The 26,002-nt window shown below is 59.0% G+C and carries 22 protein-coding genes and 2 pseudogenes; 14 read left to right on the top strand and 10 right to left on the bottom strand.

What is annotated here, in order from left to right:
- Positions 1-5 precede the first annotated feature (5 nt).
- The 4 genes from DTP52_RS07695 to DTP52_RS07680 form a co-directional block, all read right to left on the bottom strand.
- The gene (locus DTP52_RS07695) at positions 6-872 is read right to left on the bottom strand and encodes a metal ABC transporter permease (protein WP_109752787.1); all 867 of its coding nucleotides are present in this window, start codon (positions 870-872) and stop codon (positions 6-8) included.
- Positions 872-1,540: a metal ABC transporter ATP-binding protein gene (locus tag DTP52_RS07690; protein ID WP_109752786.1), complete on the bottom strand. Its 669-nt coding sequence runs from the start codon at positions 1,538-1,540 to the stop codon at positions 872-874. Before DTP52_RS07690 ends, DTP52_RS07695 begins: the two co-directional genes overlap by 1 nt.
- Positions 1,537-2,433: a GTP cyclohydrolase FolE2 gene (gene folE2, locus DTP52_RS07685; RefSeq protein WP_109752785.1), complete on the bottom strand. Its 897-nt coding sequence runs from the start codon at positions 2,431-2,433 to the stop codon at positions 1,537-1,539. Before folE2 ends, DTP52_RS07690 begins: the two co-directional genes overlap by 4 nt.
- Before the next feature lie 116 nt (positions 2,434-2,549).
- Complete coding sequence (locus DTP52_RS07680) at positions 2,550-2,942, bottom strand: glutamine synthetase (protein WP_109752784.1); 393 nt, start codon at positions 2,940-2,942, stop codon at positions 2,550-2,552.
- 144 nt (positions 2,943-3,086) lie between these two features.
- Between DTP52_RS07680 and zigA the strand changes: the two genes are divergently transcribed.
- Positions 3,087-4,295 carry a zinc metallochaperone GTPase ZigA gene (gene zigA, locus DTP52_RS07675; protein WP_109752783.1) on the top strand — a complete coding sequence of 403 codons (1,209 nt, stop codon included), beginning with the start codon at positions 3,087-3,089 and terminating at the stop codon, positions 4,293-4,295.
- Entirely contained in the window at positions 4,295-4,945 is a 651-nt protein-coding gene (locus DTP52_RS07670; protein WP_109752962.1) for a DUF1826 domain-containing protein, read from the top strand. Before zigA ends, DTP52_RS07670 begins: the two co-directional genes overlap by 1 nt.
- Here the strand turns inward: DTP52_RS07670 and DTP52_RS07665 are convergent.
- Positions 4,942-5,295, bottom strand: coding sequence for an NADH:ubiquinone oxidoreductase (locus DTP52_RS07665; RefSeq protein ID WP_109752782.1), 354 nt, complete (start codon positions 5,293-5,295; stop codon positions 4,942-4,944). The genes DTP52_RS07670 and DTP52_RS07665 overlap by 4 nt on opposite strands.
- 27 nt (positions 5,296-5,322) lie before the next feature.
- Between DTP52_RS07665 and DTP52_RS07660 the strand changes: the two genes are divergently transcribed.
- Positions 5,323-6,288, top strand: coding sequence for a GTP-binding protein (locus tag DTP52_RS07660; RefSeq protein WP_109752781.1), 966 nt, complete (start codon positions 5,323-5,325; stop codon positions 6,286-6,288).
- Positions 6,289-6,300: 12 nt separating this feature from the next.
- Here the strand turns inward: DTP52_RS07660 and DTP52_RS07655 are convergent, their stop codons facing one another.
- A complete protein-coding gene (locus DTP52_RS07655; RefSeq protein WP_109752780.1) occupies positions 6,301-6,723 on the bottom strand; it encodes a DUF3301 domain-containing protein in 423 nt (140 codons plus the stop codon).
- A gap of 119 nt (positions 6,724-6,842) precedes the next feature.
- On the opposite strand from DTP52_RS07655, the gene pdxY reads away from it, so the two are divergent.
- A complete protein-coding gene (pdxY, locus tag DTP52_RS07650; RefSeq protein WP_109752779.1) occupies positions 6,843-7,715 on the top strand; it encodes a pyridoxal kinase PdxY in 873 nt (290 codons plus the stop codon).
- Between the two features lie 82 nt (positions 7,716-7,797).
- On the opposite strand, the gene DTP52_RS07645 is transcribed toward pdxY, so the two are convergent.
- The 4 genes and pseudogenes from DTP52_RS07645 to DTP52_RS07630 all read right to left on the bottom strand — a co-directional run bounded on the left by DTP52_RS07645 (position 7,798) and on the right by DTP52_RS07630 (position 13,668).
- Entirely contained in the window at positions 7,798-9,975 is a 2,178-nt protein-coding gene (locus tag DTP52_RS07645; protein ID WP_109752778.1) for a lipase, read from the bottom strand.
- 12 nt (positions 9,976-9,987) lie between these two features.
- On the bottom strand, positions 9,988-10,758 hold the full coding sequence (locus DTP52_RS07640; protein WP_109752777.1) for a hypothetical protein: 771 nt from the start codon (positions 10,756-10,758) through the stop codon (positions 9,988-9,990).
- Positions 10,755-11,609, bottom strand: coding sequence for a DUF4123 domain-containing protein (locus DTP52_RS07635; RefSeq protein ID WP_109752776.1), 855 nt, complete (start codon positions 11,607-11,609; stop codon positions 10,755-10,757). Before DTP52_RS07635 ends, DTP52_RS07640 begins: the two co-directional genes overlap by 4 nt.
- Positions 11,606-13,668: pseudogene (locus tag DTP52_RS07630) on the bottom strand (type VI secretion system tip protein VgrG). Before DTP52_RS07630 ends, DTP52_RS07635 begins: the two are co-directional and overlap by 4 nt.
- 436 nt (positions 13,669-14,104) lie before the next feature.
- On the opposite strand from DTP52_RS07630, the gene tssA reads away from it, so the two are divergent.
- From tssA to tagH, 10 genes and pseudogenes are all read left to right on the top strand, one after another.
- Complete coding sequence (gene tssA / locus DTP52_RS07625) at positions 14,105-15,661, top strand: type VI secretion system protein TssA (protein WP_109752775.1); 1,557 nt, start codon at positions 14,105-14,107, stop codon at positions 15,659-15,661.
- A 32-nt stretch (positions 15,662-15,693) separates the two neighbouring features.
- The gene (gene tssB, locus DTP52_RS07620) at positions 15,694-16,197 is read left to right on the top strand and encodes a type VI secretion system contractile sheath small subunit (RefSeq protein WP_109752774.1); all 504 of its coding nucleotides are present in this window, start codon (positions 15,694-15,696) and stop codon (positions 16,195-16,197) included.
- 25 nt (positions 16,198-16,222) lie between these two features.
- Positions 16,223-17,692 carry a type VI secretion system contractile sheath large subunit gene (gene tssC / locus DTP52_RS07615; protein ID WP_109752773.1) on the top strand — a complete coding sequence of 490 codons (1,470 nt, stop codon included), beginning with the start codon at positions 16,223-16,225 and terminating at the stop codon, positions 17,690-17,692.
- An 8-nt stretch (positions 17,693-17,700) separates the two neighbouring features.
- Positions 17,701-18,111, top strand: a complete 411-nt coding sequence (gene tssE / locus DTP52_RS07610) for a type VI secretion system baseplate subunit TssE (protein ID WP_109752772.1) — start codon at positions 17,701-17,703, stop codon at positions 18,109-18,111.
- A 6-nt stretch (positions 18,112-18,117) separates the two neighbouring features.
- Complete coding sequence (gene tssF / locus DTP52_RS07605; protein ID WP_109752771.1) at positions 18,118-19,905, top strand: type VI secretion system baseplate subunit TssF; 1,788 nt, start codon at positions 18,118-18,120, stop codon at positions 19,903-19,905.
- Positions 19,869-20,867: a type VI secretion system baseplate subunit TssG gene (gene tssG / locus DTP52_RS07600; protein ID WP_109752770.1), complete on the top strand. Its 999-nt coding sequence runs from the start codon at positions 19,869-19,871 to the stop codon at positions 20,865-20,867. The genes tssF and tssG overlap by 37 nt, the downstream gene beginning before the upstream one ends.
- 11 nt (positions 20,868-20,878) lie before the next feature.
- Positions 20,879-23,464, top strand: a complete 2,586-nt coding sequence (tssH, locus tag DTP52_RS07595; protein ID WP_109752961.1) for a type VI secretion system ATPase TssH — start codon at positions 20,879-20,881, stop codon at positions 23,462-23,464.
- 10 nt (positions 23,465-23,474) lie between these two features.
- Complete coding sequence (locus tag DTP52_RS07590) at positions 23,475-24,992, top strand: sigma-54-dependent Fis family transcriptional regulator (RefSeq protein WP_109752769.1); 1,518 nt, start codon at positions 23,475-23,477, stop codon at positions 24,990-24,992.
- Between the two features lie 53 nt (positions 24,993-25,045).
- On the top strand, positions 25,046-25,186 hold the full coding sequence (locus tag DTP52_RS07585) for a type VI secretion protein (RefSeq protein WP_109752768.1): 141 nt from the start codon (positions 25,046-25,048) through the stop codon (positions 25,184-25,186).
- Positions 25,187-25,205: 19 nt separating this feature from the next.
- Positions 25,206-25,997 (top strand): annotated as a pseudogene (gene tagH / locus DTP52_RS07580) (type VI secretion system-associated FHA domain protein TagH); the annotation flags it as partial.
- Between the last annotated feature and the right edge of the window lie 5 nt (positions 25,998-26,002).

The raw sequence follows: 26,002 nt of genomic DNA, 5'->3' as shown, positions 1-26,002 counted from the left end.
ACACCTCATTGGGATGTGAGCAAAGGCGGGCGGCGCAGCAAGCCGTGCACCGGACCAAATACCACCGACAGCAGGTACAACGCACCCGCCACCAGTACGATGGACGGTCCGCTGGGCAGTGAGTAATAGAAGGACAACAACAGGCCAAGCCACACGGAGAGGCAGCCAGACAGTGCCGCTATCAACATCAGGAGCGGCAGGCGACGGCTCCAGAAGCGCGACGCAGCAGCCGGCAGCATCATCAGGCCGACCACCATCAATGCGCCAATGGCCTGGAAGCCGATCACCAGGTTCAACACCACCAGGGTCAGGAACACGCCATGGGCCAACGGGCCGAGACGGCTGACGGTTTGCAGGAACAGTGGGTCGAGGGTATCGAGTAGCAACGGTCGATAAATCAGCGCCATCGCCAACAGGCTGGCTCCTGAAACCCACAGCATGCCGGTGAGCGTCGGGCCGTCTACCGCCAATGCCGAGCCGAACAGCAGGTGAAGCAAGTCCAGGCGTTTACCGGCCATGCCGAGGATCAACACGCCGGCCGCCAAGGAAATGGGATAAATCGCCGCGAGACTGGCGTCCTCCCTTAGACCGGTACGCCGGGTAATCCAGGCGGCGAGCCCGGCCATGCTCAAGCCCGCGCCCAGGCCGCCAACGGTCAAGGCAGGCAGGCTCAGCCCGGCAAACCAGAAACCGAGGGCGGCGCCAGGCAGAATGCCGTGCGCCACGGCGTCACCAATCAGGCTCATGCGTCGAAGAATCAGGAATACACCCAATGGAGCCGTGCTACACGCCAGTACAAGACCGCCAAGCAAAGCCCTGCGCATGAAGACAAACTCTTGAAACGGTTGCCAGAGATGAGAGGCCGCAAGCATCAGGCCACCCACGTCTGAGGTTGTTGGGCGATCAAGTCGACGCTGCGCCCCAGCACGCAGCCCGTGCTACGAATCAGCAGGGTATGGGGGATGTGTTGGCGTACCGCTGCCAGATCATGACAGACCACCACGACGGTCCGGCCCGCGGCATGCCAGCGATGTATGTGCTTCCACAACAGCGCTTGGCCTTGTTCATCCAGGGCGGCGTGGGGTTCGTCGAGCAACAGCAGCGGCGCTTCGGCCAGGCTCAAGCGAGCGAGCAGGGCACGTTGCAGCTCGCCTCCAGACAACGCCATTAACGGCCGATGTTCGAGGCCGGTCAGCGCCCAGTCGGCCAGTACGTCCTGGAGCAACTGCCTGCGTATGGCCGGTGTGTGTTGATTACCCCAAGAGCCGGCGGCCACCAACTCCTGCAAACTGATGGGGAATTGCCGATCCAGATGTTGCTGCTGCGGCATGAACGAAACCCCGCCGCGCCGCGGAACATCCAAGGTAACTTTACCGGATAGCGGTTTTTGCAGCCCTGCGAGCACCTTCAACAGACTGCTTTTTCCAGAGCCGTTGGCACCGATGATCGCCGTGAGGCTGCCGGCCGGTCGCTCCATGGCCAGTGGCGGCGTGAGAGGTTGTCCGGGAGCACCCCAGCGTAGCGCTTGGCAGTTGATCATGACGCGCCTCGGGTCCAGCGACTTTGCGCCACGGCGTCATGGGCGTGCAGGCTTTCGGCGTGAACGACGCGTACATCCAGGGCAACGATGTCGGGGGAGCGACTCAGGGCTGTACTTAATCGCCGTGCGGCGTCTTCGCAGAACATCAGGTTTTGTCCATTGGCCAGGGCGAATGCCTGTTCATCGGCGCGCTTTACTGCGGTCTGGACAGCGGTGCCGAGGGCTGCTTCGGCTTCATTGATGAGCGACAGCAGCGGCAATTCGTTTGCGTTGGCGTTCAGGCGTAGGGTCAGGGTAGCGGTGCTGCGCTGACTATGAGGGGTAGCGACAATGCCGTTCGATGAACCCAGCCAGGACAGGATTTCGGCATGCTCGAGTTTCTTGTTGGCGAAGTCGTCGACGAACTGCTGCTGGATTAACTGTCGAGCAAGCGCGGCTGAACAGGGACAAGTCGAGGAATAAGCGATCTGAATTTTCAGTTCCACGTGGAACATTTTGTTTTTCAGATGAGCTTCGATGCTCACTGGATAGCTTTTCCAACCCACCAGCGGGCTGATTAACGCCGGACGTTTGAGGAGCAGATCTGTATGCACACTGAGTGATGCCGCGTGGGACAAGCCCTCATGGCTATCGAGAAATTGCTGCAGTATTCGGCGCAACAACGCTGGCGAAAGTGCCGTCTCTTCAAGCAGTTCAAGCGCCAGGTATAAGCGCGACATGTGAATGCCGCGCGCCTCACCGTTATCGAGGCTGACACCCGCGTCGGCCAATGCACTCAGACGCTGGCCGTCAATCAACACCGGCGTTGCGATGCCACACATGCCCACCCAATCAAGAGGTAGGGTTTGACGTGAAGCCTGCGCAGCGACGTCGGGCAGGGTTAACGCGTTCATGGTCAAGGTCCATCGAAGGTTCAAAATTAGATGTTATAGTATAACGGTTAATTTTAAGAAACCTTTTCCATGAAAGGAGTTTCATCTCGCCAAGCGTTCGCGTTCCACGTTAAACATCAGCGAGCAGAGTCCTGGCAGCCGTTCATGCGTCCGCATACAAATGCGCCCGCGCTCCCGCCTGAGCTTGAGAAACGATTGAGGGTCGTCCAGCCCACACGCCGGCTGTACCCGACCCAACTTTCTCCATCCGATGCCAAGCCAGTAAAAAATGTGAGCTGACCATAACGGCTATTCGTTTGCGCCCAATAGCGGTGACTGGCTGCTTCAAAACCTCGCAAATAAATGGTGTTTCCAGCCGTCGCGACGCTATAGGCATTGCCTTGGCTATCCACACACGCCAGCAAATTCGCACTGCGGGTGCAGTTCGCCAGGAGCGGGCTTTGGGCCGAAGCGCTTAACACCCACAGCAACAACGAGCTCGCCAATACCAATTTCAGAAGATTGCGCATGGATTGATCTCAGACCAATGGGGGACGGCGGGACTGGTTGAATTGTGTTGTTATACTATAACATAAAAATATCTGGATCCTGAACCAAGCCAACCCCTGGAAACGAGCCGTAATCGAAGCGGCCGCCCGATGAGGATATACCTGATGCCCAATCGTCTTCCTGTAACCGTCCTTTCCGGATTCCTCGGTGCCGGTAAAAGCACGTTGCTCAACCACGTCCTGCGTAATCGCGACAATCTGCGAGTTGCCGTGATCGTCAACGATATGAGCGAGATCAACATCGATGGCAGCGAAGTCCAGCGCGATGTCACCCTGAGTCGTTCCGAAGAGAAACTGGTGGAAATGAGCAACGGCTGCATCTGCTGCACGTTGCGCGAAGACTTGCTCGAAGAAGTCGGCCAGCTCGCCAGAGAGGGGCGTTTCGATTATCTGCTCATCGAATCCACGGGCATATCCGAACCGCTGCCAGTGGCGGAAACCTTCACCTTTCGTGATGAAGATGGCCGAAGTCTGGCCGATGTGGCGCGACTCGACACCATGGTGACGGTGGTCGACGGGGTGAATTTCCTGCTGGATTACCAAGCCGCCGACAGCCTTGCGTCACGGGGCGAAACCCTGGGTGAGGAGGATGAACGCTCGATCACCGACCTGCTGATCGAACAGATTGAGTTTGCCGACGTGATTCTGATCAGCAAAATCGACCTGATCAGCCAGCATGATCGGGAAGAATTGATCGCGATTTTGCAGCGCCTCAACGCCCAGGCGCAGATCATTCCCATGGTCATGGGGCAGGTGCCACTGGGCAGGATCCTCGACACGGGCCTTTTCGACTTCGAGCGCGCGGCCCAGGCGCCTGGCTGGCTACAGGAACTACGTGGTGAGCACGTGCCAGAAACCGAGGAATATGGCATCGCCTCGACCGCCTATCGGGCACGTCGGCCGTTTCATCCCGAGCGGTTCTTCAACTTTATCGACCGCCCATGGCCCAACGGCAAGCTCCTGCGCTCGAAAGGTTTCTTCTGGCTGGCCAGCAAACCTGAGGAGGCGGGCAGTTGGTCCCAGGCCGGCGGCTTGATGCGGCATGGCTTCGCCGGGCGCTGGTGGCGGTTCGTGCCGAAAAACCAATGGCCGCAGGATGAGGAAAGTACAGCAGCGATCATGAAGCACTGGCTCGCCGCCACGGGCGATTGCCGGCAGGAGTTGGTGTTCATCGGTCAGGACATCGACTTCAGCCAGCTCACCGCCGAACTGGACGCGTGCCTGCTCACCGATGCGGAAATGGCCCTCGGCGTTGAAAACTGGCGCTTGTTGCCGGATCCATTTGGCCCATGGCATGAAGAGGTCGCAGCATGATGCTGGCGCCCAGTCTTAAGAGGGCCACGCGAGCACGACAGGCCCACGGTGATACGCCAGGGATCTTCACGCAGATCCTGGAAGACGGCACCAACCTGGCGGTCTGGCAGCGTCAACTTCCCGCACACATCAGCGATTTTGCGGCCATGGTGTTGGCGATGGACCAGCCGCTGGCAGAATCACGCGTGCTCGACCTGCCGGAAGAAGATACCCCGCCGGCGCTACAGGGCCTGGCGGCAGGCTTCAGCGACCTGCAAGGCTACGAGGGCTTCATCGCCGATGTCACCTGGCTGGTCAGTGCGTTTGCCTGCCTGTTGGGTGCGCAACGTGTCGGCTTGCGCTTGCGCACGCTGGACAAGGCAATGTGCCCGCGCTTTCACGTTGACCACGTGCCGGTGCGGCTACTGACCACCTATGCCGGAGTCGGCAGCCAGTGGCTCAAGGAAGGCGCCATGGACCGCCGTCGCCTGGCACAGCCTGAGGCCGAACCCGTTGATCCGCAGGTCATCCAACAGTTTTGTTGCGGTGATGTCGGGTTGCTCAAGGGCGAAAAATGGCACGGTAACGAGGGGCTTGGCTTGATCCATCGCTCGCCGGAGCCCGCGCCGGGAGAGCGTCGGTTGATCCTCACGCTGGATTGGCTGGCCTAAGGTTTGAGCCAAGTGCCCTGGCTTTGCCCTTCGCAAAATGGCTGCAGATAAGCGGCATCGGTCGCTACGCCGTAATAGTGAATATCCTGGCGGTAAGGCATATTGGCGACTTGGGCGTTGCTGCAAACGCCGAACGCGCCGCCAGGGCACTGATCGACGTATTGCACCTCGACCTTCTGGCCGGCAAGGTTTGGCTGGCAGAAGCCCTCGGCAAACAGCTTCTGCGGAATGCTGCGGTTCTGCTGGCAGACTTTCACATCGAGCCGCTCTGCCTGGCTGTGAACCACACAGGCTTGCGCCAGTGCCTGGTTCGACGTCAGTGCCAGTAACAACCAGCCGATCATTCGCATTTTCACCTCCATCGAAAGCCGTCGATTATGTTGCAGCACATCCCCACCCATGTCATCGCCGGCCCCTTGGGCGCCGGCAAGACCAGCCTGATCAGGCACCTGTTGGCCCAGCGCCCGGCCAATGAGCGCTGGGCGGTGCTGATCAATGAGTTCGGTCAGGTCGGCCTGGATGCCGCCTTGCTGACCCAGGCTGGCGATGGTATCGCACTGGGCGAAGTGGCCGGTGGCTGCTTGTGCTGCGTCAACGGCGCGCCGTTCCAGATCGGTCTTGGGCGTTTGTTGCGCAAGGCCCGCCCGGATCGGCTGTTCATCGAACCCTCGGGCCTGGGTCATCCGGCACAGTTGATGAGGCAATTAAGTGAAGCTCCCTGGCTCGGCGTGCTGGCGGTGCAACCCTGCGTGCTGGTGTTGGATGCCCGGGCGATGGCCGACGGCAAGCCCTTGCCCGACGCACAGCAACAGACCCTCGCGGATGCCGGGCTGCTGGTGCTGAACAAGTCCGAAAGCCTCACACAAGCCGAGCGCGACCAAGTGACGGCGCAACTCTCGGGGCGTGCGCTGTATTGGACACAACACGCTGCGCTGCCGATCGAGCGATTGCCAGGCCATGCGGCTCGGGGCAGCGGAGCTGTGGATAACTTGAATTTACCCAAGAGCCTGGGCCAGATACCGGCCATCTGGCCTGACCCGACGCAACCGATCTGCCTGTATCAGCAGCAGGAAGGTGGCTGGAGCATTGGTTGGCGCTGGCACCCAAGCCAGCCATTCGACGCAGCGGCGCTGACGCGCTGGCTACAAGGCCAAGACTGGAAACGGGCGAAGATGGTTATCCACAGCCGCGACGGTTGGGTTTCAGCCAATGCGTTGGAGGGGGCGGCACTGGGCTGGCAAGCCAGTGAATGGCGCCAGGATTCTCGGATCGAGCTGATTTTCGATCAGCCGCAAGACGTTGATCGCCTGCAAGCCGGTCTGGCGAATTGTCGGCATCGCTGAGTCAGCGCTGTTTCAAGGCTTCCACTTGTTGTGTTCCTGGCGCCACTGGCTCAACTCGATGATCTCAGCCCTGGGCCGGGTCTGGACCGCTTCAATCGGCGGTGGCGGGGCTTCTTCGAAGGGCATCGGGTAGGGGGCCAGCTCGATGTACGCGCTGTGGGCGCCAAACTGGGTAATGGTGCCCAAATGGCGGCTTTCACCGGTGACGGTGAATTCGAAGGTGTAGACGCGTGCCAGGCGTCGTCGTCCGCTGGCATCCTTCACGAAACCGATTTTTTTCAGCGCTACGTTGCCGTCCAGCAGCTCGATCTTGAGGTTGGCACAATGCTGCATGACCCTCGCCAAGGCCCGTTCGCGCAAGCCATGGTTGTGCCACAGCCAGGCGCCGCCGGTAGCCAGCAGCATCAGCACGAAAATATTTCCAAGGGTCAGCATGAACGAAGTGCTCCAACAAGTTGCGGTCAGCTTAACTGTGTCGCTGGTCTGTCGTACAGGCTGCGTTTAGTCGCATACTGCGCGGCTTGAATTTCAATCGTTTTACGGAAACTTCCCGCATGAAACGTACACCTCATCTGCTTGCCATCCAGTCTCACGTGGTATTCGGTCACGCTGGCAACAGCGCGGCCGTATTTCCGATGCAGCGGGTCGGGGTGAACGTATGGCCGCTCAACACCGTGCAGTTCTCCAACCACACCCAGTACGGGCAGTGGGCCGGCGAAGTGCTCGCGCCAGAGCAGATCCCGGCCTTGGTCGAAGGCATCGCGGCCATCGGTGAGCTGGGTCAATGCGATGCGGTGCTGTCCGGTTACTTGGGCAGCGCTGCCCAGGGGCGGGCGATCCTGACGGGCGTGGCGCGGATCAAGTCTGCCAATCCCAAGGCGCTGTACCTGTGCGACCCGGTCATGGGGCATCCGGAGAAGGGCTGCATCGTGGCGCCCGAGGTAAGCGAATTTCTCCTCGAAGAGGCCGCTGCCGTGGCAGACCTCATGTGCCCGAACCAACTGGAGCTCGACAGCTTTTCGGGGCGCAAGGCGCAGTCTTTACTGGACTGCCTGGCCATGGCCCGGGCGTTGCTGGCCCGTGGGCCGAAGGCGGTCCTGGTCAAGCACCTGGCCTACCCTGGCAAACCCGACGACAGCTTCGAAATGCTGTTGGTGACCGACGAGGGCAGTTGGCACCTGCGCCGTCCGCTGCTGGCGTTCCCGCGTCAGCCGGTGGGCGTGGGCGACCTGACGTCTGGGTTGTTCCTGGCGCGGATATTGTTGGGCGACAGCCTGGTGGCCGCGTTCGAATTCACCGCCGCAGCGGTGCATGAGGTGCTGCTGGAGACCCAGGCCTGCACGAGCTACGAGCTGCAACTGATCCGCGCCCAAGACCGGATCGTCCATCCACGGGTACGGTTCGAGGCTGTGCCGATCAATATGTGATCAAACAGGGCTCACCCAGGTGGGAGCGAGCCTGTTCGCGATAGCGGCGGCGCAGCCGTCGTAAACCGTTTGGCCCTGCCGGTCAGACGATGGAATCGAGATCCAGCACGTAGGGTTTACCAACAGCGTACCCGTGAGCGCCGCAGATCAATTCACTGTCGTCATCCAAGGGCGGCGCCATAGCCAGTGGTTCGGCCACTCGGTTTTCCGGGTGGGCCTGCCAGCGAGCCAGGTTGTGTGCCAGCTGTTCGGGGTGTTCCGACAAGCTCCCGTAAACGTCTTTTTCACTGACCGACGCGGTACGCAGCGTAGCCAGGCGCGCACGGGTGCTGTGCAGCTTGTCCACCTCACGGATGAGCGCAATGTTGATCGATCTGTCGCTACGACCATTGGGTGCTGCTCGTCCAGCCAGGTAGCGCTCTTCATCGCGCAATTGTTGGGTAACCCGCGTCAGAGCATGATCGATCCATTCATATTCGCGTTTTGTCACCAGTGTGCTTGCGTTGCTGTGCGCTTGCTGCCAGCGGCGCAAGGTCGCCCAGCAAGCGGGAATGTAGCTGGGGAGCATGAAGTGATCGCCGGTCTGGATGAGTTGCGCCAGTAATGCCGGACGGTTCGGTAGGCCATGTTTATGCTTTAGGGCGACTTCGCAGGCGGCGTGTTGGGTGATGGTGTCGCAATGGGGCATCCACAGGATCGAAGAGCGTTCCTTGCGATCGAACTCCACCGGCAGGAAGTGCCGCAAGATGCCGTGGTGTTCGTAGGGCTCGCCCGTCAAGTTAGTGATGCCCGCCACGAACACGGAAAGGCCGACTGGTACGTTGGCGAACGTAAGGGCCAACCCTGTGCCATAAACACTGCCCTTGGTATTCATCCAACTGCCGGGCACGCTGGGTATCGGGTCGTTGTGGTTGACCATTCGGTAATGCACCAGGGCTTCGGCGTTTTTTGTGAAGGTGGCGTCGGCGGCTCGGGGGGCGCCATAGGTGTAGAGCTGGAGGGTGTAGCCTTCCGGTCTGCGCCGCAGCATCTCTGAAAGTAGTAACGCCACCGCGCCTCCCAGGCTGTGGCCGCAGATCAGCAGTTTTTGCCCTGCGTAGAACCTGTCCAGATAACTCGTCACGAAGGCCGCAGTTGTTTTGGCGGCGCCATAGAACCCTCGATGCACCTGGCCGACCCCTTCTTCAAACGGTACTTGGAGCGCATCGGCGTCGCGCAGGAAGTCTGCGGGTTGCTGGGTGCCACGTACTGCAATCAGGATCAGTTCGTCGTTGTGGGTGATGTAGGCCTGGGTATCAGTGCTTTCTTCTTTGTCGGTGTCGTCGAGAAAATGGACTTTGGCGGGATGCTCCTGATGTACACCCAATTGCGGATCGTTGACCGCGTAGAGGGCCGGGTCGAACGGCACGATCTCCAGGCGTTTGGAATAGGGCACCTCCTCGTACAGTGGATAGTAGGGTTTTGTTTGTTCCGGATAGAACTTCCCGAGTTCCTCGAACTTCGCCAAGGCGTCGGCGAACCAGTTGCCCACGCTTGGTTGCTCGGTGAAGCTCACCGGTGTTTTTATCGGAGCTTTGTCAGGCGTCTGGCCGAAGGGGCAATAGGTCAAGGTCGACATGAGCGCCAATTGGTACAAGTTGAGCGCACAGAATTCGGGAGCGGTGGACAGCATGGGCCGCAAGGCGCGCAACGGTCGAACTTCAAGCACCGTGTGTTTTTGCGGCATCAAGGTCACGCCGAGCTTGCCATGCTCGCCCATCAGACGTGCCGGCCCTGCAGGGAGTGGATAATGGCGGTACACCTCGGGAGGCAAATGCGCGACGTACTTGACCAGGTGCCGTACTTCCACTTGGAAGAAGTCGTCTGCACAGGCTTGTGCGGGATTTTCCCGGGTGCGCGTGGCGTTTGGGTTCAGGTAACGGGTTTGCTCGGCGCGGACTTGTAGTTCGGTGATCTTGAGAGGGTAGTGCGGTCTTGTTTGTAGAAATGAGTAGACCTCTTCAAACCCCTGATACGTCTGATCAAAAAGCAGGGCAATTGGTCCTGCATAGTGGTTGCTAACCTTGCCGACACCCATGACATCCAGGTTGCCAGGGTATTTTTGTCCTTCTGAATCGGTAGCGACATAAGCCAGCCCTGCATAAGGCTCACCAGAGCCAAACTCATCGACGAGCTGAAAACTGCTCCACTTACCCCCCACAGGGCAGGTCAGATTGCGATGGCTCAGCCGTGACTCCAATTCTTTTTGCAATGACGTCATACGCGGATCTCCTTATTCCGTACAACCGGGGTAAATAGTGCATCTCTGTCCGTCGGGCATTTGAAAACCGCTGAAGTCCTGGTAATTGCCATAACAAAATGCGTACTGGTCCTCAAAGTGCTTGCCCAGGCAGCGTTTCCAACCGTTAGGCACTTTCACCCAAGTGTCTCCAATGGCGGGTCTTTCCTCGTCCGCCAATTTGATTTTCATCCTCACGGTCTTACCCGGCAGTTGATCCAGGGTGTACGCCGAGAAAGGACGCCCACGCCCAAGCTCGCCCTGTGGGTTGGTTTTTTTGCAGTCGAGGATTTTTCTGAGAATGCGGGGCTTGCCTGAAGTACGGAACAGCCACTGGCATTGGCCGTAAAAAGTGCTTTCACCCGCTTCGCTGAACATGCCTTTGTATTGCGCTTCCAGCTCATCGCGAATCACCACGTTGGCTGAATCGTGACTGATATCGCTCCAGTCCTTGCCATAGGCGGAATAGATTTCGAGCTCAATGCGGCTGATCACCAGGGGGCAACCCATACGGGTTCGGCGAATAACGATTTCGGAATCAGGCTTGTACGCCTTACGCCACTCCCTATTGAACACAGGCGCTTTGTTATACCGGGTCTCGACGGTACAGGTTTCACCTGGCGCAGGTACGTAGTACACCGCAGCTTCGTAGGCAAAATCGGGCGGCAAATCTGCCGTAAAAGTAAACGTGTTCGGCTGTGTGTTGACGCACCCCGCCGACATCGCCAGACCGCTCAAACTTGCAATGCGCAAAACCTGTTTCATAGCGGCGCATCTCCCTGCCAGAACGCCGCCATCAGGCGCACCCGTTCAAAATGCTCATCGGGACTTTCAGCTGGGCGTACTTGCCAGTACGACACCGGAGTATCGGTGGGTGCTTGCAGGCGCTGAGTCAGCAAGAACTCCAACTGCTCAGGTGCTTGCCAGTGCCAGGCCTCGGCCTGATCGAGCGTGGCACGCAACCACACCTCCGGGTCCTGTTGCTCGGCCAGTGTGGCGAAGGCCAGGATATGCTCGGCCAGCAGGAAGCGGCGGGCATTGAGGAGGCGAGTCTGCATCGCTTGTTGCGGGGTAACAGGCACCTGCAGCCAAAGAGGCAAATCGGGCACCGGGTATGTCCCAGGGGCCGGGTTATAGGTGCTTGACCAGCGAGTGCCCTGCCAATAGCAGACACTGATCGCTGGCCCAAGGTAGGCCGGATAGGCTTCAACGGGCAGGTGCTTGAGCGCCCGGGCCAAGACACGGTTGTCATGGAAGCGGTACAACGCCTGATGGGGGCGCTCTCCGATGACCAGCCGTTCACGCCAGTGCTCCACCAGCGTTGGCAGGCCCCCTTTTGGAAGGCTGGCGAGCCATCCCCAGTGGCTGTCCGGCCGGTTGAGCAATTCATTGATGTGCTCGTCGCCGGGCCGATCGAAGGTGAAGACAAAGGGCCCGGCGTCAGCGAGATCAGCGACCAGCGTTTGGCCGTACACGCTCAGGTACTGGTCGGGGCGACTGTTCTTGAGCATTGCCTGGCGCGTGTGGTGTTCATTTTCTGAGTCCAGGACGACACACAAGGCGTGGCCGAGGCGTTGCTGTTCGATCAACCATTGATGGGGGAATGAGCGAGTCATGCGGCGGCCACTTCCGTTGGGCAGAGCCCTCCGCGGCAGGCCTCGCAGATCGGACAAAAATCCAATCCCGCTGCTTGGCTGGCCGTTATCAGCGAGCGTTGAGTGGGGGCGAACACTGGGGCTGGCGCCGCCAAGGGATCCGTCAAGCCAGGCGCAAATGATGAGGCGGTGGCGCCGACCATGGGGGCGCCGCCGAGCTGGATTTCACTGCTGCTGTAGACACCGCTGTGGTCGATCACGATGTGCTGGCCTCCGGCTTTCAAACTGAGGTTGCACCTGCTTCAAGGACCACATGAGCGCCTGCCTTGATCTGTATTTGCTGTCCGGTCTCGACCACCAATGTCTGATCGACGCGGGTGTGGCGGTTGGTGACGCGCAGGTAGTCATTGCCTTCGACTTGGACCGTGCGGTCGGCGGCGGTGGTCCGATGTTCCTCGGCGTGCAGGACGGTGAAGCTATTGCCCTTGATGGTCTCCCGCCGCTCGTTACCAATCTCCAGTCGGCTGTCGTTTTCGATCTTCTGTTCCATGTCACGCTGGGCACGCAGATAGATCAGTTCCTGACCGGCGCGGTCTTCCAGGTGCAGCTCGTTGAAGCCTTTGTTGCCCGGCGAGCTGCAAGAACGAAACACGGTGCGGGTCTTGTGCGCAGGCAACGGGTAGGGCGGAGCGTTGGCGCTGTTGGTCAGGCATCCGCTGATCAAGGGCTTATCGGGATCGCCTTCCATGAAGGTCACCAACACCTCCATGCCCACCCGTGGGATCGTGACGCCCCCGTAGCTGTTGCCCGCCCAATTGGAGGCGACTCGTAACCAACAACTGCTGCCATCGTCGAAGTGCCCCGCACGATCCCAGAAAAACCTGACCTTGACCCGGCCATACGGGTCGCAGTGGATCTCTTCATCCTTGGGCCCCGTGACGATTGCCGTCTGGCTGCCCCATACACGTGGTTTTTGGTAAACCCGCTGCGAACGAAAGACCGCATCCCAAGGCGTGGAAACGAAGTGATTGCGATAGCCCTGATAGAAATGATCCGCAGTCCTGCCAGTGTCGCTGGGCGTTATTTCCTCAAGCACCTGCGGCTGTTTGCCTTCGTGATGCACTTCGGTCAGGAGCCATAGATCATTCCATTCCTGGCGTGGGTGCTCACTCAAGCTCAGGAAGTGCCCCGTCATCAGTGCTGGCTGATTACTCTTTCCTTCGGCTTGGCAGTAGTCGGCGCGATGGCGTTCCAAGGCGCGGCGGCTCAGCGACTTGCCGCGTTTTTCCTGGGTAAAGTCACCGGGATAATCATAGGCCTCCAAGTCTGGCCTATTTTTTTTGATACCAGGCTGACAGCTAGTCTCCAGTAGGAATGTCGATTTCTTGAAATCGTAATCACGGCGCGTGACGCGACTGGTCCGGGTCTCCAGTCGCAGGCCAAATCGATGGATGACCGGTTCCTCGCTAGCCATGCCGCTGCCGTGTTTGTAAACAGTGCGGCCTTCAAGTCGGGGAAAGACGGTCTGGTCATCACCAAATACCAGGTAGTGACCGGAGTCACTGTGCTGGAAGTGATAATGCAAGCCTTCTTCGTGACACAGGCGCTCGATGAAGTGCAAGTCAGATTCGCGATACTGCACGCAGTAGTCACGAGGCGGATAACTTGCACTCAACTGGAAGCGATGAGCATCGGTGAGGATGCCGTGTTCCTTGAGGATCAATGTGATGATCTGCGGCACGCTGACCTGTTGAAAAATGCGCTGGTTAGTGCGGTGCTCCAAGTAAGCCAGTCGTGGAGCCACTCTTATTTTGTAATGCGTCAAGCGTTTACCGCTGTCACCTTGTTCAACACGATAAATCAGCCCGTGAACACCGTGCCCCTGTTTATTGAATGCAAGAAATACCTGCTGGTTTAACAAGTTCTCCAAGTCCATATCGCGTTGTTCACTGACGAGCTCGATATCGAACGAATAAGGTGTGCTGATGGCTTCGCAGCCTTCGAAGGCCAACACTTGAAGGTCATATTCGAGGTCAGGAATGGTGAGATGGAAGTCGTGTAAATCAGGGGTGTGGAACATACGAGGGTCCTTGGGCGTTGGCTTTGACTCCTGATTACATTGAAGCAGTCCTGCTGGGTGCGTGCGCAGAGGCCCGTAAAAAAAGAAAAGGATGTAGGAGTTCTCTTCGCAGCAAGTAAGAGTTGAGAGCGAAATGATTTGAAGTGGTTTTTAGGAGGTTCGATTGTGTATTCAGCCTTGACAGAAAAAACTTTCGCATTGGGGATTTTCGAAGGGGTAATTTTTTGAAAAAAAGGAAAGTTCCTACTTTTTTATGTTTAAAACCTTGGCATGCTTCGCAGCGTTCGGTTGATTGAAGGCGATGTGAGTTTTGTGGGTATGCCTTGATTGCACTTTTGCGAAACTTCCTACAAGCGAAGCCGAACATTTACCTTGATTAATCATGTCGCCAAAACTACCCGTGTCACAAACTGAACTGTTCTTAACAGGGTCGTGAATGTCGTATTCCGGAAAACTGTCCGCTCATTATCTGGCTCTTGCCAAAACTCCCATTTCCCAAGAGGACTTTGCGGGTGCGGATGTGCGTTTTTCGAATGAATACGAGGCGTTGGAAAGCGAGCTGGGCAAAGCCCAGTCGATGCACGAGAGCGGCCAGGTCGACTGGTTGAAGATCCGTGAAGGATGTGAAGCGCTGTTGCGTACCGAGTCGAAGGATTTGCGGGTGGCGGCCTGGTTGGTTTGGGCGCTGTATCAGCGTGAGTCTTTCCAAGGGCTGCTTGCCGGCCTCTGTCTTTTGCAGCACTTGTGTAAAGACCATTGGCCTGAGATTCATCCGGCCAAAAATCGAACCCGTGCCGCCAGTATCAATTGGTTGGTGCCACGCTTGGAGCAGGTGTTGGGCGATGACGTGGCGATCAAGGAGCAGTTGCCGCTGTTCCGTCATCTGACACAACAGCTTGAGGGGCTCGACGCCGCTTGCACTGCCCACTTAGGGGATGACGCTCCTCTGCTACTGCCGTTGTGTCGGCGCCTCAACACAATGATCCAGCGTGCCACTGACAACCTGCCGCAGGCGGGTGCCCTCGGGACGGTAGTGGCTCAGGTGAAGCAAGTTGCCACCCAACTGCTCACGCCCGGCGCTCCGATCGAAAACGAAAAAGAAGCCCACAAGGCCTTACGCGCCCAGCAGGAAAGCGCGGCTTCGTTATGCATCTGGTGGCTCAAGCAAAAAGCGACCGACGTTCGCGCCCTGCGTCTGAATCGTACTTTGACCTGGCTGACCATTGACGTCATGCCCGAGCGCAACGCCGAGCAGATCACGCCGCTGCGTGGGCTGCCGGCGGACAAACTCAAGGCTTATCAGGACAGCCTGCAACGGGGCGATTACGCGAACCTGCTTGTGGAGATCGAGGCCAGCCTGGCGAAGGCACCGTACTGGCTCGATGGCCAGAGGCTTGCCTGGGAGTGCCTGCAAGGGCTGAATGCCGAGTTGGCCATGCGTGAAGTGGAGGTCCATCTCGCACTATTCATCCAGCGCCTGCCGGGCGTTATCGAATTGCGCTGGCATGACGGTGTGCCGTTCGCCGATCCGGCCACCCGGGCCTGGATCGCTGCCCAGGTCATGCCTCACCTGCAAAGCCCCGGCGCGACACACGAAGTCGATGTCATTCACAACGATGCGCCTTGGGAGCTGACGCTGGAAGAAGCCCAGTCGATCCTGCCCAAGGATGGCCTCAAGCCCGCCGTCCAATTGCTCAGGCAAGGCATGCAAAACGCCCTTGGGGCACGCGAGTGTTTCCTCTGGCGGTTCGCGATGGCTCGCTTGTGCTTCTCGGCCAGGAAATACGAACTCGCCAAAGTCCAGCTGGAGGCCCTCGACCAGACACTGCAACACGCAGGCCTGAATACCTGGGAGCCCGCCCTGGAGTTGCAGGTGCTGCATTTGTTGCACAGCTGCTGCGAGTTATTACCCCAGAACCACTCCATACGCGAGTGCAAGGAAGAAACCTATCGCAGGTTGTGTCACCTCGACCTCGAACGGGTCATTGAATAGGCCTTCGGGTCGCAAATTGTAAGGAGAAAGTCATGGCCAAAGAAGGCTCGATCGCCCCTAAGGAACGCATCAACGTCACCTTCAAGCCTGCCACTGGCGGTGCCCAGGAAGGAATTGAACTGCCATTGAAACTCTTGGCGATCGGTGATTACACCCACCGCAGGGACGAACGCAAGATCGAGGACCGCAAGCCGATTGGCATCGACAAGATGAGCTTCGACGAAGTGTTGGCCAAACAGGAGCTGAACCTGACCCTGAGCGTACCGAATCGTCTTCAGGACGGGAGCGAAACTCAAGAGTTGGCCGTACAACTGCGTGTGAACTCGATGAAGGATTTCAACCCGGCGAGCCTGGTCGAGCAAGTGCCGGAGCTCAGCAAACTGATGGAACTGCGTGGCGCCCTGGTTGCGCTCAAAGGGCCATTGGGTAACGCACCGGCGTTTCGCAAGGCCATCGAGGGCGTACTCGCCAATGACGATTCCCGCCGCCGCGTACTGGATGAGCTGGGTCTGAACACCACAGCGAAGAGCGCTTGATTCTTTCAGCCAAGGAAGCCGAAACATGAGTACCCATGCAGTACAGAAGCAGGGCCAGAACAACGCCACCATTCTTGAAAGCATCATCGCCCAGACTCACCTGACTCCGGACGATGACGCCTACGACATTGCCAAGCGCGGCGTGTCTGCGTTCATCGAAGAGCTGCTCAAGCCGCAAAACAGCGGTGAGCCGGTCAAGAAGGCCATGGTAGACCGCATGATCGCCGAGATCGATGCCAAGCTCAGTCGCCAGATGGACGAAATCCTCCACCACCCGCAATTCCAGGCATTGGAGTCGGCATGGCGCGGTTTGCAACTGCTGGTGGACCGCACCGACTTCCGCGAAAACATCAAGATAGAAATGCTCAACGTTTCCAAGGACGACTTGTTGGACGACTTCGAGGATTCGCCAGAAGTCATGCAGTCAGGCCTGTACAAGCATATCTACACCGCTGAATACGGTCAGTTCGGTGGGCAGCCGGTAGGAGCGGTCATCGCTAACTACTTCATGTCCCCAAGCTCGCCGGACGTGAAATTGATGCAGTACGTGTCCAGTGTCGCCTGCATGTCCCATGCGCCGTTCATCGCAGCGGCCGGTCCGAAGTTCTTTGGCCTGGAGAGCTTCACTGGTCTGCCGGACCTCAAGGACTTGAAAGACCACTTCGAAGGTCCGCAATTCGCCAAGTGGCAGAGCTTCCGTCAATCGGAAGATGCTCGCTATTTTGCTCTGACCGTCCCGCGCTTCCTGTTGCGCAACCCCTACGATCCGCAAGAGAACCCGGTCAAGGCGTTCGTCTACAAGGAAACCGTTGCCAACAGTCACGAGCACTATCTGTGGGGCAACACCGCCTATGCATTCGGTACAAGGCTGACCGACAGCTTTGCCAAGTTCCGCTGGTGCCCGAACATCGTCGGTCCTCAAAGCGGTGGCGCGGTTGAAGACCTGCCATTGCATCACTTCGAAAGCATGGGCGAAATCGAAACCAAGATCCCGACCGAAGTGCTGGTGTCCGACCGGCGCGAATACGAATTGGCCGAGGAGGGCTTCATCTCCCTGACCATGCGCAAAGGCAGTGACAACGCTGCGTTCTTCTCCGCCAGTTCCGTGCAGAAGCCGAAGTTCTTTGGTATCGGCGCCGAGGACAAGCATGCAGAGCTGAACTACAAGCTTGGCACTCAGTTGCCATACATGATGATCGTCAATCGGCTGGCTCACTACTTGAAGGTCCTGCAGCGCGAGCAATTGGGGTCATGGAAGGAGCGCACGGACCTGGAGCGCGAGCTCAACAACTGGATCCGCCAGTACGTGGCCGACCAGGAGAACCCTAGCGCCGAAGTCCGTGGCCGCCGTCCGCTGCGTGCAGCGAAGATCATTGTCAGTGACGTGGAAGGTGAGCCTGGCTGGTATCGCGTTGGCCTGAACGTACGGCCTCACTTCAAGTACATGGGCGCCGATTTCACGCTGTCGTTGGTTGGCAAGCTGGACAAGGTGTAGGCGCGCTCATGACGTATGGCAGCCTTTTCGAGCGCCTGGCAGGTGATTCTGAAAAGCGCGCGGGTTTGAACCGCGAGGTTTGTGTCGTGACATCGGTGGCTGCGCATCTGGCCAAGATGCTCAGCACCCGGGCGGGTAGCGTGCAGACACTCTCCGATTATGGGCTGCCGGACCTCAATGACATGCGCTTGAGCCTGCACGACGCGAGGAGCCAGGCCCGCAAGGCGATCGAGATCTTCATCAAGACCTACGAGCCACGCCTCAGGAATGTCTGTGTCGTTTCAATGCCCAGTAACGCCGATCAACTTCGCCTGTCCTTCAGCATCGACGCTTTGCTGGACGTGGAGGGGGTCAGGCGGCAGGTCAGTTTTTCCGCATGCCTGGACGGCAGCGGCCAAGTCAAGGTCAGACAAGGATAGCCATACATGTCGTTCAATCATTACTACCAGAGTGAGCTGACGGCGCTCCGCCAGCTGGGTCGGTGTTTCGCCGAACGTAACCCAGCGCTGGCCCCCTTTCTGGGGCAGGCCGGACGGGACCCGGATGTGGAGCGGCTACTGGAGGGGTTTGCCTTTCTGACCGGGCGACTGCGCCAGAAGCTCGATGACCAATTGCCGGAGCTGAGCCATTCGCTGATGCAGCTATTGTGGCCGAACTACATGCGGCCATTGCCAGCCTTCAGCATCTTGCAGTTCGATCCGCAGCGGCGATCCGGCCCCGCGTTGCGGGTGGAACGCGATACGCCGGTCGAAAGTAAACCTGTCCAGCAGGTGCGTTGCCGTTTCCTGACGTGTTACCCGACCGAGGTGCTGGCGCTTGATCTGACCAGGTTGAGTTATTCAGTGAAAGGGGATGGGTCGCTGTTGAGCCTGCGTCTGGAGATGTGTTGCGACGGTCATTTGGGCGAACTGCAACTGAGCCATTTGCGTCTGCACCTGACCGGCGAGCGTTACATCAGCCAGATGCTCTACATCAGTCTGTTGCGCAACCTCGAGGGTATCGAGCTGATTCCGCTGGACGGCGCTGGCGCAGCTTTGCAGGCGGCAGACGGCAGCCCAATGACGTTCAGGATCCCAGCCGCTCGTGTCCAGCCAGTAGGCTTTGCCGAAGAGGAAGCGCTGATCCCGTATCCGCTGAATACCTTTCGCGGCTATCGCTACCTGCAGGAATATTTCGCTTTCCAGGACAAGTTCCTGTTCGTCGATATCCATGGCCTGGACGTGATCAACATTGCACCGCACAGCAGTGTCGAACAGATGCGGGGCCTGGAACTGCGCTTCGATATTGGCAAAAGTGGTATCCAGCGGATGCGTCCGACACTGGATAACATAAAGCTGTACTGCACGCCGATCGTCAATCTGTTCAAACATGACGCGCAGCCGATCCGCCTGGACAGCAAACAGGACGAATATCTGCTGCTGCCGGCCGATTATGACCAGGAGCACTGCGGCGTGTTTTCGGTCGAAAGCGTCACTGGCTGGAACCCCGGCGGCCTGGGTTATCAGGCCTATGTGCCGTTCGAATCCTTCGAGCATGATTCAAGCTTCGATGTGCCCCACAGCAGACCCTACTACAGCGTTCGTCAGCGTCCTTCATTGCTGCACGGTGGCCTGGACACCTGCCTGGGCTTCGGTGTCCGCCACACTCACCTCCATGAAACCCTGTCTATCGAGTTGATGTGCACCAACCAGAACCTGCCGCGCCAGCTAAAGCCGGGTGACATCGACCAGCCCGGTGAGAAAAGCCCTGAATCACTGAGTTTCCGCAACATAGGTCCGGTCACTTCGAGCTTCGCCCCTCCGCTCAATCGCGATTTCCTCTGGAAGCTGATCAGCAACATGTCACTCAACTACCTGTCGCTGGCGGACGTCAATGCGCTCAAGGTGATTCTCGAAACCTATGATTTTCCGCGTTACTACGACGAACAGACAGAGAAGGTCAGCAAGCGTTTGCTGGACGGGCTCAAGTCGATCAGGCACCAGCATGTCGACCGTCTGCACCGGGGCTTGCCGGTTCGTGGCTTGCGCACCGAGCTGACCATCGACCCGCAGGGTTACATCGGCGAGGGCGACCTGTTCGTCTTCGCGTCGGTCCTCAACGAGTTTTTCACGCTTTATGCCAGCCTCAATTCGTACCACGAACTACGGGTGAACAGCACACAAGGAGAGGTCTACCAATGGACACCCCGCATGGGCCAGCAGCCGCTTCTATAAGCGTGCTGACACGAGGGATACGCGAGTACTCGCTATTTCAGGCCGTGTTGTTGGTCGTTGATCGGCTGCGCGAGGTTCATCCAGCGCTCGATGATGACGCGCTGTATGACCGGCTGGAATTCCGAGCCAACCCAAGCCTGGGGTTCCCCGCCAGCGACATTGATCGTGTGGAGTTTTTCGAAGAGCACGGCCAGGTGCGGGCGCGCCTGAGCATGAATCTGGTCAGCCTGGTAGGGGCAGGGTCGCCGCTACCGGCGTTCTATGGTGAACAGGCCTTGGGGGATGGCAATCCGACGCGCGACTTTCTCGACGTTTTCCATCACCGCCTTCAACGGCTGATGCTACCGATCTGGCGCAAGTATCGTTATTGCGCAAGCTTTCAGAGCGGTGCTCAAGACCCGTTTTCCGAGCAGCTGTTTGCGCTGATCGGCCTGGGCGGCGAAGACATTCGCAAGGCCAGCCAACTGAACTGGAAGCGTCTGCTGCCGTACCTGGGCCTGCTGAGTCTTCGTGCTCATTCGGCGGCTCTGATAGAGGCCGTGCTGCGTTATTACTTCAAGCATGCCGAACTGAACCTTGAACAGTGCATCGAGCGGCGCGTGGACATCCTTGGCGAACAGCGCAATCGCCTGGGGAGCGCCAACAGCCTGCTGAGCCAAGACCTGGTGCTCGGCGAACGGGTGCGCGACCGCAGCGGCAAGTTCCGGATCCATATCAGCGAACTGGATTGGCAGCGTTTTCACGAATTCCTGCCCATCGGCACCGGTTACCAGCCGTTGTGCTCGCTGGTGCGATTCACCCTGCGTGATCCCCTCGAATATGACATTCGCCTGGTCCTGCGCCAGCAGGAAATTCGTGAGCTGTGCATGGGTGAACAGAATACCTGTCGCCTGGGATGGACCAGTTGGCTGGGGCACGAGCGCGCCGATGGCGTAGTGATCCTCGGCAGCAAAATTCACTAGGAATGGATGACATGATCAACGTAGACCTTCAGCAACTGATTCAGGCATTGGACGCCGAAACCAGGAGCGATCTGGAGCGCTCGGCCGAGCAATGCATCGCGCGTGGCGCAGACAAGGTCCTGGTGGAAGACTTGATGCTGGGCTTGCTGGAGCGTCCGCAAGGCCTGCTCGCGCGAGCCTTGCAAGATGCCCAGGTCAGCGCGGGTGAACTGAGCGCCGCCCTGCAACCACGGATGGGGCACAGTGCTTCGCGCAACCCGGTATTCGCCCCAGCGCTGGTGCAATGGTTACAGGATGCCCTGCTGGTGGCCAATCTCGAGCTGGGCCTTAGCCAGGTCGGACAAGCCGCGTTGATCCTGGCGTTGCTGCGCAACCCGCTTCGTTACGCAGGGAGTGCTTATCATGCGCTGCTCACCCGGCTGAATATCGATCGGTTGAAAGATTTCGCCTTGTCGCAACAGGCTCAACCGGTCGCCGATCAGACCGCCAAACCGGGCGACTCCCTGCTGGCGCGCTTTACCCATGACCTGACTCGGCAGGCCCGCGAAGGCCATCTCGACCCGGTGCTTTGTCGCGACGGTGAAATCCGGCAGATGATCGATATCCTCGTTCGTCGCCGCAAGAACAACCCAATCGTGGTCGGTGAGGCTGGAGTGGGCAAGACCGCCATCGTCGAGGGGCTGGCGTTGCGCATCGCCGCAGGGGAAGTACCGTCAGTGCTCGAAGATGTCGAGCTGCTTTCGCTGGATATGGGGCTGCTGCAGGCCGGCGCCGGCATCAAGGGTGAATTCGAGCGTCGTCTCAAGGGGGTGATCGACGAGGTCAAGACTTCGCCGAAATCCATCATTCTGTTCATCGATGAGGCCCACACCTTGGTTGGTGCGGGCAGCAGCGCGGGGGCCGCCGATGCGGCCAACCTGCTCAAGCCAGCCTTGGCCCGGGGCGAGCTGCGCACGATCGCGGCCACTACCTGGACCGAGTACAAAAAATACTTTGAGAAAGACCCAGCCCTGGCCCGTCGTTTCCAACCGGTGCAATTGCACGAGCCCACTGTCAGCGAGGCGGTGACCATCCTGCGTGGCCTGGCCCGCGTCTACGAGAACAGTCACGGCATTTACCTGCGTGATGACGCGGTGGTCGCGGCGGCGCAATTGTCGGCCCGCTACCTGGCTGGTCGTCAGTTGCCAGACAAGGCTGTGGATGTACTGGACACCGCCTGCGCTCGCGTACGCATCAGCCTGGCCGCTGCGCCGCAAAGCCTGGAGCGAATACGCAGCGAGCTGGCCGAAGGCGAGCGTCAGCGCCAGGCGCTGCGCCGTGATGGGCAGGCCGGTTTATCGATCGATCTTCAGGCGCTGGAAGCGCTGGAGGCCCGCCTGGAGGCCATCGAAGACGAGTGCCGAGCGCTGGAAACCCAATGGACCGAGCAACGTATTCTTGCGCAACGCCTGTTGTCGCTTCGTCAACAATTGGCCAGGGCACGGGAATCCGAGCAGGATCAAACCCACGGTGTCGAAGCCCTGGAAGCGGCGCTGCATGAAACACACGGCACGTTGGTGGCTGCGCAGGCTCAGGAGCGCTTGGTCAGCTTCGAAGTTTGCCCGCGACTGGTCGCCGAGGTCATCAGTGCCTGGACCGGTGTACCGCTGGCGCAACTGGCCCGAGAGCACAATTTGAAAGTCGCCAGTTTCGCGGCGGACCTGCGTGCGCGTATTCGTGGTCAGGAGCCAGCTGTACAGGCGCTTGATCGCGCGATGCGTGCCGCCGCCGCAGGCCTGAACAAACCCGACGCCCCAGTGGGCGTGTTTCTGCTGGTGGGGCCCAGTGGCGTCGGCAAGACTGAGACGGCGCATGCCCTGGCCGACTTGCTCTATGGCGGTGATCGTTTCATCACCACGCTCAACATGACTGAATTCCAGGAGAAACATACCGTTTCGCGGTTGATCGGCGCACCGCCGGGCTACGTTGGTTTTGGCGAAGGTGGCATGCTCACCGAAGCCGTGCGGAAAAAGCCTTATTGCGTGGTGCTGCTCGATGAAATCGAAAAAGCCGACCCGGATGTGTTGAACCTGTTCTACCAGATATTCGACAAAGGCTTGGCCAACGATGGGGAAGGGCGGGAGATTGATTTTCGCAATACCTTGATTCTGATGACGTCGAACCTGGGCAGTGAGCGCATCGACGAACTGTGCGAAAACGGCGCACACCCGAGCGCCGAAAGCCTCGAAGAGTCCATTCGCCCGATCCTCAGTAAACATTTCAAACCCGCTCTGTTAGCCCGCATGTGCGTGGTGCCGTACTACCCGGTCAGCGGGCCGGTGTTGCGTGAGCTGGTGACGATCAAACTCGACCGCATGGGCGAGCGGCTGCGCCGTCGTCACTTGGGCTTCAGTTACTGCGGCCAACTTGTGAACCATCTGGTCGCGCGTTGCAGTCGCAATGATCGCGGCGCACGACTGATTGACCAACTGCTTGACCTGCACCTGATGCCGCTGGTTGCCGACCGGTTGCTCGCGGCCATGGCCGGCGACGAACAGCTGCGGCATGTACACGCCGTGCTCAACGACGATGCCAGCATTGCGTGTGAGTTCTCCTGAGGTGGGTGCGATGTTCAAGAAACTCTCGCAACCGCTGGACTATGCCGAGGCACTTTTGGCGCAGTTTTCCAACCTTTCACGCTTGGTGGACGGTGCTGAGCTGGTGGGGAATTTCATTCAGGGGGTTGCGCGGCTCAGTGGCTGTGAACTGGTGCAGTTGTACCTGCTCGATGCCACTCGCGCCCGCCTGGAAATGAACACCGAGTATCTGGAAGGCCTGGTGCAATTTCGTGACCCGCAAAGCCTGTCCTCCGATTATCACGCTGAGCAATTGTTGCAATTTTCCCTACGCCAGAACCGTGTGGTATGCCTCGGCGCGCTAAGTGACAGTGTGCACGAAACCCGTTTTCTGCCCGCGCGGGCCACACCATGGCAGTCGCTGCTTTGTGTGCCCCTGGTCGACCCGCAGGATGAGGTTGGTGGCTTGTTGTTGTGCGCCAGCAATCAGCACCTCGACTTGCATGGGGTCGCTGAATCCCTGGGACGTCTTGGGACCTTTACACTTGGTCAGATGCATCTGTTGCAGCGCCTGCGCGGTCCTGTCGACGAGTCGGTGTCCGATGCCACAAGCTTGCCGAGCGGTATCAGTTACGGCCTGATCGGCAAGAGCGTCGCCATGCGCAAGACCTGCTCGTTGCTCAGTAAAGTACTGCATAGCCCCTATACCGTCCTGCTGCGGGGTGAGACCGGTACCGGCAAGGAAGTCGTGGCCCGGGTCCTCCATGATTACGGTCCGCGTCGATCCAAGGCGTTTATCGTGCAGAACTGTGCGGCGGTTCCCGAGAACTTACTGGAGAGTGAGCTTTTCGGCTATCGCAAGGGCGCGTTCACCGGTGCCGACCGAGACCGTGCCGGGCTGTTCGACGCGGCCAACGGCGGCACGCTGTTGCTCGATGAAATCGGCGATATGCCGTTGTCCCTGCAAGCGAAGTTGTTGCGAGTGTTGCAGGAAGGGGAAATCCGGCCGTTGGGTTCCAACGACACTCACCATGTCGACGTGCGCATCATTGCCGCCACTCATCGCGACCTGAAGCAGTTGATGGAGGAGGGCAAGTTCCGCGAAGACCTGTATTACCGCCTTGCGCAGTTTCCAATTCAGTTGCCAGCGTTACGTCAGCGCGACGGCGACATCATCGAGCTGGCGCGGCATTTTGCCGACAAGGCTTGCACACTCCTGAGGCGCGATCCGGTGCGCTGGTCAGACGCGGCACTCGATCACCTGGCTGCCTACGACTTCCCGGGAAATGTCCGTGAACTCAAGAGCATCGTGGAAAGGGCCGTGCTTTTGTGCGAGAGCGGCGAATTGCTCGTCGAGCATTTTGCGCTGCACATCCAGACCCCATCCGAGCGCGGCCGCGTGAACCTGCGTGAGCGGATGGAACAGATAGAACGTGGCCTGTTGATCGATTGCCTGCGCGAGAGTGCAGGCAACAAGACACGTGCCGCCCGCGAACTCGGCCTGCCGCTGCGCACGCTGATCTATCGTCTCGCGCGCCTGAACGTTCAGCGCAGTGATTTCAATGATTGATCCTTGCCCCTCATACCCATCCCAGCCGGCCCTTCATTACTGGAGAAGTTTCCATGCCTTTCTTTACCTGGCGAACCGTTCTGCTGACGCTCCTGATGTCATTCACCCTCGGCGGTTGTAGTGGCAACTACAAATTCAACGACAGTGATTATCGCCCTCTGGGTGATCCACAGGCGATCAATCGCGGCAAGTGACCCAAGGAGCCGTTAAGAGATGGATCTTGTTTTTGAAATGCTGAACGCCAACCAGTTCGTCCCTGTACAGCTGTGTCACAAGACCTTCGGGCCGGGCGGCGGAGTAATAGGACGGGGCGAGGGTTGCCATTGGATGATCCCCGACCGCGACCGCCTGCTGTCCAAGTGTCACGCGCAGGTCAGCTTCCGCGAGGGCGCGTTTTTCCTGACCGACACCAGTGGTAACGGTACGATCCATCGCGAAAGCGGCGCGCGCCTGCCTAAGGGCGAACCGGTCCGGATACAGGACGGAGACGCCTACATCATGGGTGATTTCGAGATCCTGGCGCGGCTGGTCGCCGGGCCGTCGAACAGCTTTGCCGAAGTCAGCCGCTCAATGCCGGTCGACAGTCTTATTCCCGACGATGCCTTCCTGGAACTCGACCCGCTCAAAGCGCTGGATCAACAGGAGCGGCTCTCGCTGGACATCGACGAGCTGATAAATCCTGCGGCGGTACCACCGGACACCCTTGGACGTGCGGATTATGCGCGTATCGACAGGGAAAGCCTGCTGTTGCCGGAGCTGGTCGAAGAGCCAGTTGAGCCAAGGCCTGCGCCCGTCCCGCCCGCCAACGCTATTGATCACTCGCACGACGTTTTTTGGCAGCGCTTCGGTACCGCCTTGGGCATGGATCTCGAAGGCCTGGACAGCGAGGCCCGCGAAGGTCTGGCGATCAACGCCGCGCTGTTGCTCAAGCAAAGCATCCAGGGTTTGCAACAGAGCCTGCGTACTCGCTCGGAGCTGAAAAGCGAACTGCGCCTGACCCAGACCTATGA

Origin of the sequence: Pseudomonas sp. 43mfcvi1.1 (assembly GCF_900115935.1) — a bacterium.
In the GTDB taxonomy this organism is placed as follows: domain Bacteria; phylum Pseudomonadota; class Gammaproteobacteria; order Pseudomonadales; family Pseudomonadaceae; genus Aquipseudomonas; species Aquipseudomonas bijieensis.
This window is presented reverse-complemented; position numbering and strand designations above follow the sequence as displayed.

Coding starts and splice junctions, on each gene's coding strand:
- DTP52_RS07670 (WP_109752962.1), top strand. CDS start 4,295: ATGCTGGCGCCCAGTCTTAAGAGGGCCACGCGAGCACGACAGGCCCAC.
- tssC (WP_109752773.1), top strand. CDS start 16,223: ATGAGTACCCATGCAGTACAGAAGCAGGGCCAGAACAACGCCACCATT.
- DTP52_RS07590 (WP_109752769.1), top strand. CDS start 23,475: ATGTTCAAGAAACTCTCGCAACCGCTGGACTATGCCGAGGCACTTTTG.
- pdxY (WP_109752779.1), top strand. CDS start 6,843: ATGAAACGTACACCTCATCTGCTTGCCATCCAGTCTCACGTGGTATTC.
- tssB (WP_109752774.1), top strand. CDS start 15,694: ATGGCCAAAGAAGGCTCGATCGCCCCTAAGGAACGCATCAACGTCACC.
- DTP52_RS07695 (WP_109752787.1), bottom strand. CDS start 872: ATGCTTGCGGCCTCTCATCTCTGGCAACCGTTTCAAGAGTTTGTCTTC.
- DTP52_RS07665 (WP_109752782.1), bottom strand. CDS start 5,295: ATGCGAATGATCGGCTGGTTGTTACTGGCACTGACGTCGAACCAGGCA.
- DTP52_RS07655 (WP_109752780.1), bottom strand. CDS start 6,723: ATGCTGACCCTTGGAAATATTTTCGTGCTGATGCTGCTGGCTACCGGC.
- folE2 (WP_109752785.1), bottom strand. CDS start 2,433: ATGAACGCGTTAACCCTGCCCGACGTCGCTGCGCAGGCTTCACGTCAA.
- DTP52_RS07640 (WP_109752777.1), bottom strand. CDS start 10,758: ATGAAACAGGTTTTGCGCATTGCAAGTTTGAGCGGTCTGGCGATGTCG.
- tssH (WP_109752961.1), top strand. CDS start 20,879: ATGATCAACGTAGACCTTCAGCAACTGATTCAGGCATTGGACGCCGAA.
- DTP52_RS07635 (WP_109752776.1), bottom strand. CDS start 11,609: ATGACTCGCTCATTCCCCCATCAATGGTTGATCGAACAGCAACGCCTC.
- DTP52_RS07680 (WP_109752784.1), bottom strand. CDS start 2,942: ATGCGCAATCTTCTGAAATTGGTATTGGCGAGCTCGTTGTTGCTGTGG.
- DTP52_RS07645 (WP_109752778.1), bottom strand. CDS start 9,975: ATGACGTCATTGCAAAAAGAATTGGAGTCACGGCTGAGCCATCGCAAT.
- tssG (WP_109752770.1), top strand. CDS start 19,869: ATGGACACCCCGCATGGGCCAGCAGCCGCTTCTATAAGCGTGCTGACA.
- DTP52_RS07660 (WP_109752781.1), top strand. CDS start 5,323: ATGTTGCAGCACATCCCCACCCATGTCATCGCCGGCCCCTTGGGCGCC.
- tssA (WP_109752775.1), top strand. CDS start 14,105: ATGTCGTATTCCGGAAAACTGTCCGCTCATTATCTGGCTCTTGCCAAA.
- DTP52_RS07585 (WP_109752768.1), top strand. CDS start 25,046: ATGCCTTTCTTTACCTGGCGAACCGTTCTGCTGACGCTCCTGATGTCA.
- DTP52_RS07690 (WP_109752786.1), bottom strand. CDS start 1,540: ATGATCAACTGCCAAGCGCTACGCTGGGGTGCTCCCGGACAACCTCTC.
- zigA (WP_109752783.1), top strand. CDS start 3,087: ATGCCCAATCGTCTTCCTGTAACCGTCCTTTCCGGATTCCTCGGTGCC.
- tssE (WP_109752772.1), top strand. CDS start 17,701: ATGACGTATGGCAGCCTTTTCGAGCGCCTGGCAGGTGATTCTGAAAAG.
- tssF (WP_109752771.1), top strand. CDS start 18,118: ATGTCGTTCAATCATTACTACCAGAGTGAGCTGACGGCGCTCCGCCAG.